Here is a 16,978-nt window from a genome sequence, read left to right as displayed (position 1 = left end):
TTATAGGCTATTTTTTCGTAATTTTGTAAATCAGATTAACTCTTTTACCTTATTTTGTAAAATATGCCGGTATAAATCTTTATACTCATTAGAAGAATACTCCCAGCTATAGTCCAATTTCAAAGCATTATGTACCAGATCCCTCCATTTATTAGGCTGGAAGCGGTAAAACCATAGTGCTCTTTCAATCGTATACAGCATGTCATGGGCATTATAATGAGTAAAACTAAAGCCATTTCCGCAACAGGTAAACTCATTATAAGGCAAAACCGTATCTTTAAGGCCTCCCGTTTCCCTTACAACAGGTATGGTGCCATATTTTAAAGCAATAAGCTGACCAATCCCACATGGCTCAAATTGTGAAGGCATTAAAAAGATGTCGGACCCAGCATATATTTTTCTAGCTAAAGATTCATCAAAATAGAGGTTAGCAGATACCTTTTCTGGATGATTTTCAGCCAACTCTTTAAAAGCTCTTTCATAACGTTCCTCACCCGTTCCTATTAGGATAAATTGGACATTCATTCTTACTATTTCCTCGAAAACATGAAGAACTAAATCAATACCCTTTTGATCCACTAACCTTGTTACCATAGCTATAATCGGAATATCCTTATTTACGGGTAAACGAAGCGATTCCTGTAATCTTAATTTATTTTCTATTTTTCCAGCTGGTTCTCGATAAGATGTAAAAATCTCAGAATCTATACATGGATCATAGCTTGAATAATCAATGCCGTTAATAATTCCATATAGATTTGGTGATTTTTTCTCTAGAAATCCTTCGAGATTTTCACCATAGAAAGAGGTACGAATTTCTTTTGCATAGGTAGGACTAACGGTTGTAATACAATCAGAATAAGCTAGACCCGCCTTCATATAACTTACTTGACCATGAAACTCCAATCCATCCATATGAAAGTAGAGCTCACTTAAATCAAGAAGCTCCCATAATACCTGCTTAGGAAAAACACCTTGATATCGGAGATTATGAATCGTAAAAATGGTTTTCAGATCTTTATAAAATGGATGATTACTATAATGAGCTTTTAATAAAACGGGAATAGGCCCTGTTTGCCAATCGTGGCAATGAATGATAGCTGGTTTATGATGTAAGTGAGGAAGGGCTTCAAGTACTGCCCTTGAAAAAAAGGCAAACCGCTCCCCATCATCAAAGAATCCATAGCTGCCATGCCGTTTAAAATAATACTCATTATCCAAAAAATAGTAATGAATTCCACCCTGCTCCAGTGTCTCAATACCACAGAACTGCCGTCTCCATCCCACTGGAACCTCTATACCTTTCAAAAAAGTAAGCTGATCTTTTATTTGAAACGGTAGGTCATTATACTTTGGTAAAATAACAGAAACCTGAACATTCTTTTTTTGTAAAGCCTTGGGTAGAGCACCGATTACATCACCTAAACCGCCTGTTTTTATAAAAGGTGCACATTCTGAAGCCGCAAACACTACATTCATGGCTAACCTCCGTTAGATCATTTCTGCTTTCTTAATAACTTTTGGTTTAGATTTACCAATCACTTTCTGATCTTTTGTAATCTTTGCTTGTTTATCAGTAATGACATTTTCTACATAAGCACCCTCTTCAATTTCTCCTTTTTGCATGATAATACTGTTTTTAACGACAGCTCCCTTTTTTACTTTCACGCCCCGAAATAGGATACTGTTTTCAACCGTTCCTTGTATATCACATCCATTAGCAATCAAAGAATGGGATACCGCGGAACTTAATGTATATTTAGTAGGTGCCTCATGTTTTATTTTTGTAAAAACCTCACGTTTATCATTAAAGAAGGAGTGCATCACCTTCTGGTTTAAAAAAGCCATATTACCTTGGTGAAAACTTTCAACGGAATGAATAAACATCATTTCACCCTTAAGGTGATAGCCCTTCACAACATAATCATCTAGATGTGCCTTTAGAGCATCTTTAATAAAGTCATACTCATCATTCTCTATACACTTTAAGATAAGCTCTACTAATACTGTTTTTTTAAGAATATACGTTTCTAAACAAACAAGGTCTCCTTCTTGTGGGGATGCATACAACTCTATATCTGAAATATTTCCGTCATCATCAACAGAACATTTATGATAGACAGGTTTTTGTACAGGCACTCCCTTGTAATCCTTATAAACAATCGTTATGTCGGCATTGTTCACCCTATGTTGATCAATAATTTCTGTGTAGTCAATCTCGCACACATGACAGCCTGGAGAGATGATAACGGTATCTGCATAGGAACGCTGAAAAAACATTAAATGGTCATAAAATTGCTGAATGTCTCCCATCATTTTTTCACCGGGTTTAAGTGGAGGTAATATAAATAGTCCACCGTTATGACGGTCTAAATCCCATTCCTTTCCCGATCCTAAATGGTCCATCAGTGAACGGTATTTTTCTCGAGCAAATACAGCCACCTGGGTAACATCTGCATGGACGAAATCTGATAATGTAAAATCTATAAGTCTATACCGTCCACCAAAAGGGACCGACGCTAAACAGCGTGAAGAAGTTAGCTCTTTTAAAAATTGATTTTCATTCATTAAATTTATAACCCCTAATACTTGGCTCAAAATATCTGTCCCCCTGCTCCTTCAAAGTCCTATAAAACATTTTGCATATTGGATGTAATTCTTTGATTTTCACCTATTAACGTTATTTCATCTGCTAAATTAGACGAACCAATTTCAACACCATCATCAATGAACGTATCATTCGCTATGATGGCACGCTCGATTTTCACATTTTTCCCTATTATGACATTAGGCATGATGACAGAATCCTTAATGATTGTACCCCTCCCAACATAAACATTATGGGATAGGACTGATCGATCCACGTGTCCAAAGATTTGACATCCTTCGTTAATGAGAGACTGTGTAATGGTAGATCCAGGTGCGATATACTGAGGTGGGCGATTTGCATTTACTGAGTATATTTTCCACTGGGGGTCATATAAATCTAATTCAGGACTTTCCTCTAAAAGATCCATATGGGCTTCCCACAAACTTTGAACGGTGCCAACATCCTTCCAATAACCCTTAAACCTGTAAGCATACAGGTCAATTTGATCAGAAAGCATTTTTGGAATCACATCTTTCCCAAAGTCATTAGATGAAGTAGGATTTATCTCATCTTCCATTAAGTATTTCTTTAATAGTTTCCAATTAAATACGTACACACCCATGGATGCTAAATTACTGTTAGGAATAGTTGGCTTTTCATGAAATTCAGTGATTTGATGGTCTTCATTTGCGGTAAGAATCCCAAAGCGACTTGCCTCATTCCATGGTACTTCGATGACCGCGATGGTTGCTTCAGCGCTGTTTTTTATATGAAAGTCTAGTAAACGTTTGTAGTCCATTTTATATATGTGGTCTCCTGATATGACCAGAACATATTCCGGGTTATGCTGGTCGATAAAGCGGATATTTTGATAGACTGCATTGGCTGTCCCTTTGTACCATTGGCCCCCGGTACTTCCTTGATAAGGAGGTAGTACCGAGACGCCCCCGAATTTCCTATCTAAATCCCATGCACTCCCATTTCCTACATATGCATTCAATAAATGTGGTTGATACTGAGTTAATACTCCAACTTTATTTATTCCAGAATGGCTACAATTACTTAAAGCAAAATCTATTATTCTATATTTACCTCCAAATGGAACAGCTGGTTTTGCTAAACCCTTCGTTAAATCTCCCAGTCTTGTTCCCTGGCCCCCCGCTAATAACATCGCTAAACACTTTTTAGTCGCTGGCATTCACTTGTCTCCCTCTTTTTTTCGTTTGTTTCATAAAAATAGTAATCCCTAAAGGCGGAACGGTGATTTCCATACTGAATAACTGATTATTGTAAGGTAACTTTTCGGATTGAATAGCATTTTCATTACATTGTCCTGAGCCACCAAATTCTGTCTTATCGCTATTAAACATCTCGATATAACCCCCTAGCGAAGGAACACCAATGCGATAAGAGTGAAAAACCCTTGAAGAGAAATTGCAAACAACCACACAGTAATCACCTTTTCGCTTACCTTTTCTCATAAAAGATATGACACCCTGATTAGAATCATGTGGATTAATCCATTCAAAACCATTGGGGTCATGATCTAAACGCCAAAGACTTCTTGTATTTTTATAAAACTGGTTAAGTGTTCTTGAGTAGTGAAGAAAGTTTTGATGGGACTCAAAATCGAGCAAGTTCCAGTCCAGTTCCCTTTCATCCTTCCATTCATCAAACTGGGCAAATTCACTTCCCATAAACAATAACTTTTTCCCAGGATGTGTCATTAAATATCCGTATAACAAACGAAGGTTGGCAAACTTCTTCCAATACTCCCCCGGCATTTTGTTAAGTAATGATCGTTTACCATAAACCATTTCATCGTGGGAAAACGGTAAAATAAAATGTTCAGAAAACGCATAGAAAAAGGAGAAGGTTAAGAGATGATGATGGTCAGGTCGCTCATTTTCCTCTAACCTTATGTATCGAAGTACATCGTTTACCCAACCCATGTTCCATTTATAGCTAAATCCTAAGCCTTCTTGGGTTGTTGGTGCCGTTACCTTTGGCCACGGTGTAGCTTCTTCTGCAATCATATGTATGTCTGGATGATATTTATAAACGGTTTCGTTTAATCTTTTTGTAAATCGAACTGCCTCTAAATTTTCATCTCCACCATTTTTATTTTTTATGGGCACAGGAGAGGATTGATCATGATTCAAATAAATCATGGAAGAAACCGCATCTACACGTAATCCATCTATGTGAAAAAGATCAAGCCAGAACAACGCATTGGAAACGAGAAAGCTGTTCACTTCTGGCTTCTCATAATCAAAACTATAGGTTCCCCAATGGGGTCTTTCTGCTCTCAATGGATCAATAGGTTCATAGAGAGGTGTACCATCAAACTTTCCAAGTCCGTGCTCATCCTTACAAAAATGAACCGGTACCCAATCTAAAATGACACCCAGCCCGTTTTGATGACACTGGTCAATCAGGTACATGAAGTCTTCCGGCTTCCCAAAACGACTCGTTACGGAATAATAACCTGTAATTTGATAGCCCCAAGATCGATCAAATGGATGTTCCATAATAGGCATAAATTCAATATGTGTATAACCGTTTGAAAGAACATGTTCGATTAACTCACCGGCTAACTCTCGATACGTATAAAAGCTACCGTCTGTCTTTTTCCTCCAAGAACCGAGATGTACCTCATAGATAAGCATAGGCTTGTCTAATGCTTGCTTCTTTCCTCTATGTTTCATCCATTTCTGGTCCTGCCATTGATATTTGTTTAGCGAATAGACGATTGAGGCCGTATTGGGTCTGACCTCTGAATAAAAAGCGTAGGGATCAGCCTTTAATACAATCTGGTTATCAGGAGTTCGTACTCGGTATTTGTATAGCTCTCCCTCTGAAAGACCCGCGATAAATAATACCCATATTCCAGATTGATGAATTCTCTCCATCTGATGACCTGAACCTTCCCAATGATTAAAGTCCCCTACAACCGATACCGACAGTGCGTTAGGTGCCCAAACAGTAAAACGGACTCCTTCCACACCCTCTATTTTGTCTAGGTGTGCCCCCATCATGTTATACGCTTTGTACTGAGTTCCTTCATGGAAAAGATAAAGGTCTACTTCGCTCAATAGATTGTTTTTACTTTTTTCAATGGTCCCTTCCAACTAGCACTGCACCTCCAGCACTCACTAACTTTACAGAATTAAAGGATATCTATTATGAAAATTAGTTTCGCTGCGAAAATTGCGAACCCTTCGATGAAATTTGACTATTATTAGGGGAATTTGACTTGTTTTGTTGGCTTATTTTAGTTGACTGATTCTTTTTACGAAATTCTGTAATATTTCTCAGATGTGATTCTCTGGAGAACTTTGTTTTATTTGATATTTTTTGCCTCTTCGGGAATTCGGGCCTGTCTATCGGAAACTTTGGCCCTTTTATCGGAAATTCTGACTCCCATATCGGAAACTTTGGCAATTCTATCGGAAATTCTAGCCCCCGCTATCGGAAACTTTGACTCTCCTATCGGAAATTCTAGCCCCGCTATCGGAAACTTTGGCAATTCTATCGGAAATTCTGACCCCGCTATCGGAAATTTTGGCAATTCTATCGGAAATTCTGACCCCGCTATCGGAATTCCCACACTCAATTCCACTCCCAAACAAAAAACCCCCTGCTAAGGCAGGGGGCACACAACCTATTCATTTAATGTAACCAAGTTAGATTCACTAACTCCCACTCTTTCTAGAAACAACATCGCCATCGCAACAGCCCATGCGAGTGGAGTATTGCCATTCGGCTTATCCGTTCCACCTACATATAATTCCGGTACCTCCCAATTATCCGGGATGACCCGCTTCGTTTTCCCCACATACTCTAAGGCTTTCTCTTCCATTCCTAACTCTAAATAACATAGTCCCAACCAAGGGAACCCGAAGCACCACTCTGCTTCACTACCTTCGTTATAATAATAATCATTTACATATCGGATACAGCCGAACTCCCGCTCCAGTGTTCCTGTCACATTTTTTAAAATCTGTAAAGCAGTATTCCGGTCAACTACTCGATATGGGAATATTAACGATAATAATGCCAGGTCTGTTTCTTTTGTGGCACTTTCTCTAGGTAATAAATTTCGAAGTGTTTCCTCTCCTTTTAAAATCATTTCCTTTTTTACATTCACTAATAGCTTCACTGCTTTTAATCCCGCTACACACGCTCCGACACTGGATGCGTGCACCTCCATATTTTCTTCCCACATTCCATTGTCTTCAGCTTCCCAATACCGAACACACTCTAAATAATCTACTAGCTTTTGGAGGATGATAAGATCACCTTCGTCACGGATAACCTTCTGTCCATACTTAAATCCTTCACCGACTCCCCATAAAAATGCACCGATTGCATCATTTTGAGCATGTCCCCACTCCTGTTCAAGCTCTGTTAGGTCGGTAGAATAACGTGAATGAATATACTCAAACAGGTAAACTGGTCTTTTCTTCCGATGAATATCGATTTTCCATTCGTATTTTTTAAAAAGGTCAAATAAGGCATGATAGGCTTTTTCATAGCGTTCAGATGGTGTATATAAAAACGGTAAAACCGTATAACAGACATCACGGATCCAAACATAGTTATAATCATTTGAGCGGCTTGCTGTGTAAGCTCCGTTTGGCAGCCTCATTGTATCTAACACTTGGAGCGCCTTTTCCATATCCATGGTAAGGATCACTTCCTTTTTAAGAGAATTTTTTATTGTTCATTTTCACCTATTGGCTTGGTTCATAAACCTCTTCATGCTAAAAGTGTAAAAAAGTAACCGGTTTCATTCCATTATTTAGAATGGCTTGAGCCTTATTTTCTGTGTGCTATATCATATGAAGCTAGGCCATAAATTGATAATGAAACTATTTGGTAATTACAAATGCGCAAGCGCCTTGATCAGCCCCGACAAGCACAAGACGAGCCGTCAGGAAGGTTGCTCTTTAACCTTCATGACGGATTGGCTTGTGACCTCGAGCTGCTTAAAGCATCACCTGTCGGTCATGCTTTAAGCAAGTTACTCGGAGAAGTTATTTCAATGAAGAACTGGCTAGGCGCTGGAGCTGGCCGGAGAAATATTTCATATAGAAGCACCACAATAGGCGAATTGATAGTCCCTTTAACAATAAAATAGCCAAAATACGATTGCATTTTCCCACCGTTATAGTAAAATTCCTTATATTCTTGTGTTACAATATTTGCTAACGGAAATAATGGTAAAGATAATAGGAACTAAATATTTACATAAAATATGGATTATGAATTTTAAAGGGAAGGTTGATGGCTGTGGAACATAATACGTCAAACTTTATTAAGGATATTATTGAAGAAGATTTGAAGACCGGGAAAAGGGATCACGTAATCACGCGTTTTCCACCAGAGCCTAACGGATACTTACATATTGGTCATGCTAAATCTATCGTTTTGAACTTTGACTTAGCTGATACATACGGCGGAAAAACAAATTTACGTTTTGATGATACAAACCCTCTAAAAGAAGATAAAGAGTTTGTTGATTCTATCAAGGAAGATGTAAAGTGGCTTGGTTATGATTGGGACGGATTATTCTTTGCTTCTGACTATTTTGAGGAAATGTATGATCGTGCTGTGCTTTTAATCAAAAAAGGAAAAGCATATGTAGATGATTTAAGTGCTGATGAGATTCGAGAATACCGCGGAACTTTAACAGCACCAGGTAAAGAGAGCCCCTATCGCAGTCGTTCCGTTGAGGAAAATCTCGACCTGTTTGAGAGAATGCGCAAGGGTGAGTTTGGCAATGGAGAAAAAGTACTTCGCGCCAAAATTGATATGAGCTCCCCTAATATTAACTTACGTGATCCTGTTATTTACCGTATATCTCATTCAACTCATCATAATACAGGGGATAAATGGTGCATCTACCCAATGTATGCGTTCGCTCATCCAATTGAAGATGCGATTGAAGGAGTTACACATTCAATCTGTACACTTGAGTTCGAAGATCAACGCCCTCTATACAATTGGGTAGTTGAAGAGTGTGAAATGGAAAGTAAACCACAGCAAATTGAATTTAACCGATTGAACTTAACAAATACAGTGATGAGTAAGCGTAAGCTGAAGCAGCTGGTTGAAGAGGGAATTGTTGATGGCTGGGATGACCCACGAATGCCTACTGTCTCCGGGCTTAGAAGAAGAGGATATACTCCGGAGTCCATTCGCGCTTTTTGTCGTGAGTTAGGTGTTTCGAAGGTTTTCAGTACAGTTGATTCCAGAATGCTTGACCACTTTGTACGAGAAGATTTAAAGTTAAAAGCTCCACGTACAATGGGGATCCTACGCCCACTGAAAGTAGTAATCACGAACTACCCAGAAGGACAAGTTGAAATGCTTGAAGCAGAAATTAACCCTGAAAATCCAGAAATGGGAACAAGACAAATTCCGTTCTCTCGTGAAATTTACATCGAGCAAGAAGACTTTATGGAGGATCCTCCAAAGAAATACTTCCGCCTCTTCCCTGGAAATGAAGTACGCCTAAAGCATGCTTACTTTATTAAATGTGAAGATGTCATTAAGGATGAAGACGGAAATGTGGTTGAGATCCATTGTACGTATGATCCAGAAACGAAGAGTGGAACTGGATTTACTGGACGTAAAGTAAAAGGGACATTACATTGGGTAGAAGCTACTCAAGCTGTACCAGCTGAATTCAGACTTTATGAGCCTCTTATTTTAGATGAAGATGGAGAAGAGCACGAAGAAGAGGATAAGAAAAATTTCTTGAACCGCATCAATCCAAATTCACTAGAAGTTTTAAACGGATTTATTGAGCCAAATATGAAGGATGTAAAGCCACAAGATAAATTTCAGTTCTTCAGACACGGTTACTTCAATGTAGATCCTAAGCATTCAACAGATGAAAAAGCTGTGTTTAATTTGATTGTTTCTTTAAAGAGTTCATTTAAATTATAAAAATGAAAAAGCCCTGGCCATCGCTTATGCGAAGGTTAGGGCTTTTTCGATTTGCTTTGATTACTTTCTACCAAAATCAGCCTTAATTTCTCCCCACACTTTCGTTTCCCATTTATAAATTTTATTGGTATATGTATTCTCACTAAGCCAATGCTCAGCCCTCTTTATTAAGTTCCATACCTTCTCTGTTTTATTAGACCGCTCTAACTGAGTATTCGCTTTCCCCTTTTTAACCCAGCCAATAGCTGTTGCTGAGTCAGAGTAAATTGGCCTATTACTGTTCTGCTTTTTTAGTAAAGCTAAAGCATGAACAATGGCCAGAAACTCACCGATGTTGTTTGTTCCATTTTCAAGTGGGCCTACATGAAAAATACGTTCTCCGGTTTGAGTATCTACACCCTGATACTCTAAATCACCTGGGTTCCCACTACATGCAGCGTCTACTGATATACTTTCATATATAATTTCTTCAGACGTTTCATGGGATGCACCTCTCCACTTTCCCGTGGACGTTTTATTCTTTCCATTTCCGGACGAAGCCAGAGATTTACCCCAACCCACTTTAAATGCAGCTTCAGCCTCTTGGTGTGTAGGAAATGACTTATATTTAGCACCCTGGTAGCCATTCACCTGTTCCTTACATTCGTCCCAACTAGTATAAATTCCCGGATTTCTACCCTGCCATACTACGTAATATTTCTTTGATTTTGCCACGTGGTTAATCCCCCTTGCTATTTTAAGGGTAAACAATTTTATACCGATATTACTAAGATTATCAAACTGGCAAGGACAATGCATGTTTAAATTATTTAGTTAGGTTTAGATGATGAGACGACCTACCAAATTCCTGACTTCTTAGAAATCCCATAGATGTGTAAAACTTATCCCCTTGTTCCGTATCTGTATAGAGTACTAATTGGTCATAATGATCCTTTGCGAATTCGATAATTGTATGAAGTAGTAGCCTCCCTATACCATGCCTTCTATAATTAGGATCAACGTAGAACCGCCTTAACCTACCCAAGGTTTTATCAGTAGAATAAGGATCTTTATTTAGTCCACCTACTCCTACTAAGTTCCCTTTTTCATCAAACACACCATATAGAATCTCACCTGAAGCAGAAAAAGTGTTGGTGCCTACAAGAAAATCATCAACTAATCTTACTAAAAATCGGAAACCTTCCCTTTTGCTTTCAAAAACTAACCTATTTATGTTCTCTGGTAGTTGACTTTGCAATTGTTTCACAAGAAACATTTCCCCTCTCCTCCTTCCTTTTCCTTACATTCCTTTGTATAAATTGTATTACTAAATTCATTTAATAGTAAATATATTAAAAATTATTTTACAATAGTAATAAAATAGATAAATTACTAAAAATTATTACTTATTTATATTTTACCAATGCTTTTGACAATCAAAACTATTAAAAGTATTATATTAAAATAGCAATAAAGGAGGTAAAACTATGTCAGATTTAAACAGACAGAAAATTGTGGATAGTGTCCCACAAAAAGGTTTCTTCGGACATCCCAAAGGGCTGTTTACCCTATTTTTTACTGAGTTCTGGGAACGCTTTTCCTACTATGGAATGAGAGCTATCCTAGTATTTTATATGTATTATGAGGTTTCTAAAGGTGGATTGGGATTAGAAGAATCTACTGCTCTAGCCATTATGTCCATCTATGGAGCACTTGTGTACATGTCAGGTATCATTGGTGGTTGGATGGCCGACCGTTTATTTGGTACTTCACGTGCAGTTTTCTATGGTGGAATTCTGATCATGCTTGGTCATATTGCCTTGGCAATTCCAGGAAGCCTTTCCATGTTCTTTATTTCCATGGTGTTAATTGTACTTGGAACAGGTTTGTTAAAGCCTAACGTTTCTAGTGTTGTTGGTGAAATGTACAGTGAAACGGATGATCGTAGAGATGCTGGATTTAGTATTTTCTATATGGGTATCAACCTTGGTGCCTTTATTTCTCCGTTAATTGTTGGTGAACTGATGGATGTTAGCTTCCACCTCGGGTTTGGAGTAGCCGCTGTCGGTATGTTTTTAGGACTTGTTATGTTTGTTGTAACAAAGAAAAAGAATTTAGGATTAGCTGGTACCACAGTTGCAAATCCTCTATCACCATCTGAAAAGAAAAAGTTCTTTACAATAACTGGTATTTCCACGATTATTTTAGCCATCGTACTATATATCACAATCCAGAATGGTATGTTAACGATCGATCGTTTTATTGCCATCATTGGAATTTTGGGAATTCTGATTCCGACCCTTTACTTTACGGTTATGTACCGTAGCAAAAAAACAACAGAAGTGGAACGTTCACGCTTAATCGCTTATATTCCATTATTTATTGCATCGGTTATGTTTTGGGCGATTCAAGAACAAGGTTCAACGATTCTAGCAAACTATGCAGATAAGAGAACCCAATTAAGTTTTGCTGGTTTTGAGATTTCTCCAGCATGGTTCCAATCTCTTAACCCATTATTTATCATTATCTTAGCACCGGTATTTGCTTGGATGTGGGTGAAACTTGGTAAGAGACAACCAACCATTCCACAAAAATTCTCACTTGCCCTATTATTTGCCGGTTTATCTTTCCTCGTTATTCTATTACCAGCTTACCTGGGAGGAACAGATACATTAGTGAATCCTTTATGGCTTGTCCTAAGTTATTTCATTGTCGTGTTGGGTGAGCTATTATTATCACCTGTTGGTTTATCAGCAACGACAAAGCTTGCACCAAAAGCATTCTCAGCACAAACAATGAGTCTATGGTTCTTATCTAGTGCTGCTGCCCAAGCAATCAATGCACAAATCGTTAGATTCTACAAACCAGAGACCGAAATGATGTATTTTGGAGTAATCGGAGGGGCGTCCATTGTACTAAGTATCATCTTATTCTTACTAGCTCCGAAGATTCAAGGCTTCATGAAAGGAATCAGATAAGATTTCTTATAAAATAATAAAAAGGTCGAGGTAGCCGTCAACTGTTGTCTACTTCGGCCTTTTTCTATTTGGCTATTTTGATTGCCAATTGGCCGCAGCCCAAATCAACTTCCCTTGTTCATAGAACCAACTACTGTCAAAAGCAACAAAGAGTACGAAAACTGCCTTCTATTTTAATTGTTTAAGTAAAATATTCTCCCAAATCCTCCAAGGTAACCATTGCTTTAATCGTATAGTCCGCTTTACTCCCTTTCCAACCGGGTAACGTAAGCCTACTTTATCCTGTTTGGCTAGCTTCACAATAAGTTTTGCAACCTCTTGTGGATCGCCATAGTTACCGGAACTTCTCTCAAGATAATGCTCCATCTTTTTCATTGTTTCATAGTAAGGAGAATCCTTCTCCAAGGATTTCTCTGCTACCTTCTTTCCAGTCGTCCAAATATTTGTCTGATACGAACCTGGTTCAATGAGAACAACGTCTACTCCAAATGGCTTCAATTCCAGTCTAAGAGATTCACTATATCCTTCTAATGCGTGCTTAGATGCTATATAAGGCGATAATCCTGGAAAGCCAACCCTCCCACTTATGCTGCTTACATTTATAATCTTTCCACTCATTTGCCTTCTCATCAGGGGGAGTATTGCTTGAGTTACAGCCATAACTCCAAATACATTCGTTTCAAATTGTGCCTTATACTCTTCAACGGATACTTCCTCACTAAAACCAGCTCCAGCGTACCCTGCATTATTTACTAGGACATCAATTCGCCCTTGTTTTTCCTCCATAAACCGCTTCCACTTAATTATAGAGGCTTCAGAGGTCACATCTAGCTCATACGTTTCAACGCGTTCCTTTATACCTAATTCTTCAACTCTTTTTATCAATGTATCTTTCTTTTGAACATTTCTCATTGTAGCAAGAACATGAAATCCTTCTTTTGCCAATTCAATTGATGTTTGCATTCCAAATCCACTTGAAGCCCCTGTTACAACTGCAACCCTGTTCACCATTCGTTTCCTCACCCTTCTCTCAAGTTAATTATTTGTATAAGATTTTTTATATTCATTAAAACTTTTTACCTTTCTATCCGTATAATCAATTAGTACCATATTACAAACAAAGAAGGAGAATTTTATGGGAAACATTTTATTATTTTCATTACTTATTGCCATTGCTACTACCATAATCTTAATCCCTTTCTTTCCAAAAGAAACCGGAAAAGATAAAAAAGTAAAAAGGATTGGGATTCTATCTATCGTTATAACAGTCGCTCTTCTGACTGGATTCATATTCTTATATTACTACCTAACCAATATGGATCGTAATCTTTCCTCCCTTTGGGCTTATGCGATTATCGTTACAGCCATAGGAGCCGTCTTTTCAGTCGGAAAAGAGAGATTGGTTAAATCGGCTCTGTTTTTGGTAAGTCTCGGTTTGGGTGTTTATTTCCTATCAGCCTTTTTATTTAACTCCGATGAAAAATACGAAATGGCTAAGATGGATGAGGAAGTAGAGATTCAAACATTTGATGAGTCAAAAACTCCTGCAAGTGTTCCACCTGAATTTGCAAGAAACAAAATGAGAAAAGCATTTGGTCAGGTTCCTAACACTAGTTACTATGAGCTTGGTAACTTACAAATACAGAAGGTAAACGGAGAGTATGTATACATTGCACCTGTTGAATTTTCAGGGTTCTTCAAATGGTTGAAAGGTGATCAAACACCTGGTTACTTTAAATTAAGTGCAACTGATTCAACTGCAAATCCTAAGTTTATTAAAGCGGACATGACCTATACACCCTCTTCCTATTTCAACAAAGATATCTCAAGACACATACGTATGAAATATCCTAATCATATTTTCCATGGAGATGTGCAATTAGAAGTTGATGAGGATGGTAAGCCGTTCTATATCCGTTCATACGGTAAGTTCATCTCTGCACGAAACGGTTTTGATGTAGAAGGTGTCGTAGTGGTTAATGCTGAGACTGGAGCAACTGAGTCTTATTCTTTAGCAGAGGTACCTGCATTTATTGATGGTGCTGTTTCTCCTGAAACAGTAAGCCTTCAAAATAGCTATTATGGAAATTATATTCACGGCTTTTGGAATAGCGTGTTCGGGAAGTCAGATGTTAGGATCCCGTCTGATGAAGGAACGGAAGCTAACGTAAGCCCCATTTTTGATGAGAACGGAGACATGTATTATTTTACAGACTTCACAAGTCCTAAAGAAGGTGTAGACTCCATGCTAGGCTACTCTTTAACAAATTCCCGTACCGGAAAGGCAACCTTCTATACAGGGAATTTAGAGCAATCCTATATGGACTCTCAAGGTGCCCTTCAAATCATTGAGAAAAAGTTCATTGAAAAAGAGTGGCAAGGAGAAATGCCAATTCTCTACAATTTTTATGGAGAGGCTAGTTGGTTAACACCTGTGCTAGATGCAAATGGATTCCTTCAAAATTATTTCATCGTTTCTGCAGCGAATCCAGAGATCTCAGTTTACGGAAACACCCCTAATGAAGCACTACGTCTATATAAAACTGCACTCCAGCGAGGCGGAGGAACCGTTGATGGTAGTTCTAAAGCTGAAGAAAAGCAAACGAGTGGAACAGTCGTTAGGATCTATAAAGAAAAATCAGGTGATTTTACGTTTATCTCGTTTTTATTAGACAATGGACAAAACTATATCATCTCTTCTGAAAGAGAACCATTAGCCATTTATCTTGAAGAAGATGATCGCGTAAATCTAACCTACTTAGATACTGGTGAAGTGTTCTTACCAGTTGTTGAAATGAAAATTCAGGGCATAGAATAAGAGAAAATGCAACAAACCCGGCTTTCCAACGTGGAAGGCCGGGTTTGTTTACTTATTGATGAGTTCTTTACATACATCTATAAAGTTTTGAGGGGAAGAAGTAACAGTATAAGTATATAAGCCACCGTCTGTATGGAGATATAAAGTTCCACCTTCACCAGCTATCGAACGATATGAGATATCCCGTACACGTTGAATTGGAAATTCATGATACTGCGAGATAATCCGGTCCTTATATAAATACAGGTTCCTCTCATATTCAATATGCCTTTGTTCTGTTGCAACAACTTCCCGATGAACTTTTATATATGGCTGTACGGCCAAAACTTCCATGCAACCCCTCCGGTAACTACTTATATGTTCTCAATAAATAAACGAATAACATCGGCACCACCTATAAAGGTACCTAACGAGCTTCCTAGATTCGCTAAAACCACAATAAGTAAAATTCTAGAAACCTTATTACTCCAGAACCCTTTGACACTAAATACATCCTCAGAGAGTGTTTCAAAATCCTGAACACTTGGTCTTCGAATATACGCTTGGACAAACCCCGCAAACCAACCGGCAGCTAGCAAAGGATTTAATGACGTAATAGGCGCTGCAATAAATGCAGTCAAAATGGTTAAGGGATGCCCAAATGCAATCGCCGCACCAATAGCTGAAAAACTCCCGTTCCAAAGAATCCAACTAATCGTTTGTTGTAGTCCCGCTTGAGGATTCGCGATAAATGTGTAAACGATTAAGGCTAATATAACCGCAGGAATGGACCACCCAATTATCTTAGGAACTTTTGATTTAGGAGGAACTTTTGTTATTTCTTCAAGGTTATGGTCCTTTTCAATTACTTTAGTAATTCCCGGTACGTGTGCAGCACCTAAAACAGCTACAACCTTATCTCCTGGTGCCTCTTTAATTTTTTGTGATAGATATTGATCTCGTTCATCAATGAGAGGAACCTTTAGTCGAGGAAAATTATCAGTAAAATCCTTCAACATTGCATCTAACATATCTTGTGATTTTAACTTTTCCAATTCCTCTTCCGAAATACTCTCATTGCTAAAAATGCTTAAAATGATTTGCATCAGGAGTTTAGCTTTTCCAGTAAAGCCGACACCATTCCAAATTCTTGAGAATGTTATCTGGATATTTCGATCAGCTAAAACTAAATCTGCCCCAACATCTTTCGCTGATTCAATTCCTTGAATCATTTCCTGCCCAGCTTGTATTCCAAGTTCTTTTGCCATTCGTTTTTGGAATGAGGAAATAGCCAAATTCATTAGTAGAAAGGACGCCTTCTTTTCCTTAATGACTTGGAATATGTCCATTTCTTTCCACTTATCACCTTCAGTGATGGATTTATAACGTTGTTCATCAAGCTCAACACAAACAGAGTCTGGGCGTTCTCTTTCAATTACTTCTTTTACTTGTTCAGCACTTTGCCTTGAAACATGTGCTGTACCGATTAATATAATTTCTTTACCGTTTATATGTAGTCTTGTAATATTTTCTTCGGTCATATGATACCTTCCTTTTTAGGTGAGCATTCATTTGGGTAACTCCTATGTCTATTATAATGGATTGACGTGCTGAACGATAGAATTCCTTTATTTCTGTCTGTCAAAAGCTCTATGAACAACAATCTTTACGAAAAAC

At 38.1% G+C, this 16,978-nt stretch carries 14 protein-coding genes; 3 read left to right on the top strand and 11 right to left on the bottom strand.

The annotated features are described in order from the left end of the window. Nucleotides 1–30: 30 nt before the first annotated feature. The 6 genes from glgA to ABDZ91_RS13935 form a co-directional block, all read right to left on the bottom strand. Nucleotides 31–1,479 (bottom strand): glycogen synthase GlgA, encoded by a 1,449-nt coding sequence (gene glgA / locus ABDZ91_RS13960; protein WP_343799963.1) that lies wholly within the window; start codon nucleotides 1,477–1,479, stop codon nucleotides 31–33. A gap of 12 nt (nucleotides 1,480–1,491) precedes the next feature. Beyond that, the gene (gene glgD / locus ABDZ91_RS13955; protein WP_343799961.1) at nucleotides 1,492–2,598 is read right to left on the bottom strand and encodes a glucose-1-phosphate adenylyltransferase subunit GlgD; all 1,107 of its coding nucleotides are present in this window, start codon (nucleotides 2,596–2,598) and stop codon (nucleotides 1,492–1,494) included. Nucleotides 2,599–2,627: 29 nt separating this feature from the next. Next, on the bottom strand, nucleotides 2,628–3,788 hold the full coding sequence (locus ABDZ91_RS13950) for a glucose-1-phosphate adenylyltransferase (RefSeq protein WP_343799959.1): 1,161 nt from the start codon (nucleotides 3,786–3,788) through the stop codon (nucleotides 2,628–2,630). Then, nucleotides 3,775–5,721 carry a 1,4-alpha-glucan branching protein GlgB gene (glgB, locus tag ABDZ91_RS13945; protein ID WP_343799957.1) on the bottom strand — a complete coding sequence of 649 codons (1,947 nt, stop codon included), beginning with the start codon at nucleotides 5,719–5,721 and terminating at the stop codon, nucleotides 3,775–3,777. Before glgB ends, ABDZ91_RS13950 begins: the two co-directional genes overlap by 14 nt. Before the next feature lie 212 nt (nucleotides 5,722–5,933). Further along, a complete protein-coding gene (locus ABDZ91_RS13940; RefSeq protein WP_343799955.1) occupies nucleotides 5,934–6,218 on the bottom strand; it encodes a hypothetical protein in 285 nt (94 codons plus the stop codon). 36 nt (nucleotides 6,219–6,254) lie between these two features. Continuing rightward, complete coding sequence (locus ABDZ91_RS13935) at nucleotides 6,255–7,277, bottom strand: glycoside hydrolase family 15 protein (protein WP_343799953.1); 1,023 nt, start codon at nucleotides 7,275–7,277, stop codon at nucleotides 6,255–6,257. A 602-nt stretch (nucleotides 7,278–7,879) separates the two neighbouring features. On the opposite strand from ABDZ91_RS13935, the gene ABDZ91_RS13930 reads away from it, so the two are divergent. Further along, complete coding sequence (locus ABDZ91_RS13930; RefSeq protein WP_343799951.1) at nucleotides 7,880–9,547, top strand: glutamine--tRNA ligase/YqeY domain fusion protein; 1,668 nt, start codon at nucleotides 7,880–7,882, stop codon at nucleotides 9,545–9,547. Nucleotides 9,548–9,607: 60 nt separating this feature from the next. On the opposite strand, the gene ABDZ91_RS13925 is transcribed toward ABDZ91_RS13930, so the two are convergent. Together ABDZ91_RS13925 and ABDZ91_RS13920 are read right to left on the bottom strand one after the other, a co-directional pair. Beyond that, entirely contained in the window at nucleotides 9,608–10,261 is a 654-nt protein-coding gene (locus tag ABDZ91_RS13925; protein ID WP_343799949.1) for a ribonuclease H1 domain-containing protein, read from the bottom strand. A 91-nt stretch (nucleotides 10,262–10,352) separates the two neighbouring features. Then, complete coding sequence (locus ABDZ91_RS13920; RefSeq protein ID WP_343799947.1) at nucleotides 10,353–10,802, bottom strand: GNAT family N-acetyltransferase; 450 nt, start codon at nucleotides 10,800–10,802, stop codon at nucleotides 10,353–10,355. A gap of 211 nt (nucleotides 10,803–11,013) precedes the next feature. On the opposite strand from ABDZ91_RS13920, the gene ABDZ91_RS13915 reads away from it, so the two are divergent. Continuing rightward, a complete protein-coding gene (locus ABDZ91_RS13915) occupies nucleotides 11,014–12,504 on the top strand; it encodes a peptide MFS transporter (protein WP_343799945.1) in 1,491 nt (496 codons plus the stop codon). 168 nt (nucleotides 12,505–12,672) lie between these two features. Here the strand turns inward: ABDZ91_RS13915 and ABDZ91_RS13910 are convergent, their stop codons facing one another. Further along, nucleotides 12,673–13,515 carry an oxidoreductase gene (locus tag ABDZ91_RS13910; protein ID WP_343799943.1) on the bottom strand — a complete coding sequence of 281 codons (843 nt, stop codon included), beginning with the start codon at nucleotides 13,513–13,515 and terminating at the stop codon, nucleotides 12,673–12,675. 124 nt (nucleotides 13,516–13,639) lie between these two features. Here ABDZ91_RS13910 and ABDZ91_RS13905 point away from each other — a divergent pair, with 124 nt between their 5' ends. Then, the gene (locus ABDZ91_RS13905; RefSeq protein WP_343799941.1) at nucleotides 13,640–15,322 is read left to right on the top strand and encodes a hypothetical protein; all 1,683 of its coding nucleotides are present in this window, start codon (nucleotides 13,640–13,642) and stop codon (nucleotides 15,320–15,322) included. Between the two features lie 48 nt (nucleotides 15,323–15,370). On the opposite strand, the gene ABDZ91_RS13900 is transcribed toward ABDZ91_RS13905, so the two are convergent. Together ABDZ91_RS13900 and ABDZ91_RS13895 are read right to left on the bottom strand one after the other, a co-directional pair. Next, nucleotides 15,371–15,655, bottom strand: coding sequence for a hypothetical protein (locus ABDZ91_RS13900; protein WP_343799940.1), 285 nt, complete (start codon nucleotides 15,653–15,655; stop codon nucleotides 15,371–15,373). A 20-nt stretch (nucleotides 15,656–15,675) separates the two neighbouring features. Next, entirely contained in the window at nucleotides 15,676–16,842 is a 1,167-nt protein-coding gene (locus tag ABDZ91_RS13895; RefSeq protein ID WP_343799939.1) for a TraB/GumN family protein, read from the bottom strand. Nucleotides 16,843–16,978: the final 136 nt, after the last annotated feature.

The organism is Bacillus carboniphilus, from assembly GCF_039522365.1.
GTDB lineage: Bacteria > Bacillota > Bacilli > Bacillales > JC228 > Bacillus_BF > Bacillus_BF carboniphilus.
The sequence above is the reverse complement of the archived record's forward strand: the minus strand, read 5'-3'. Positions and strand labels throughout refer to the sequence as shown.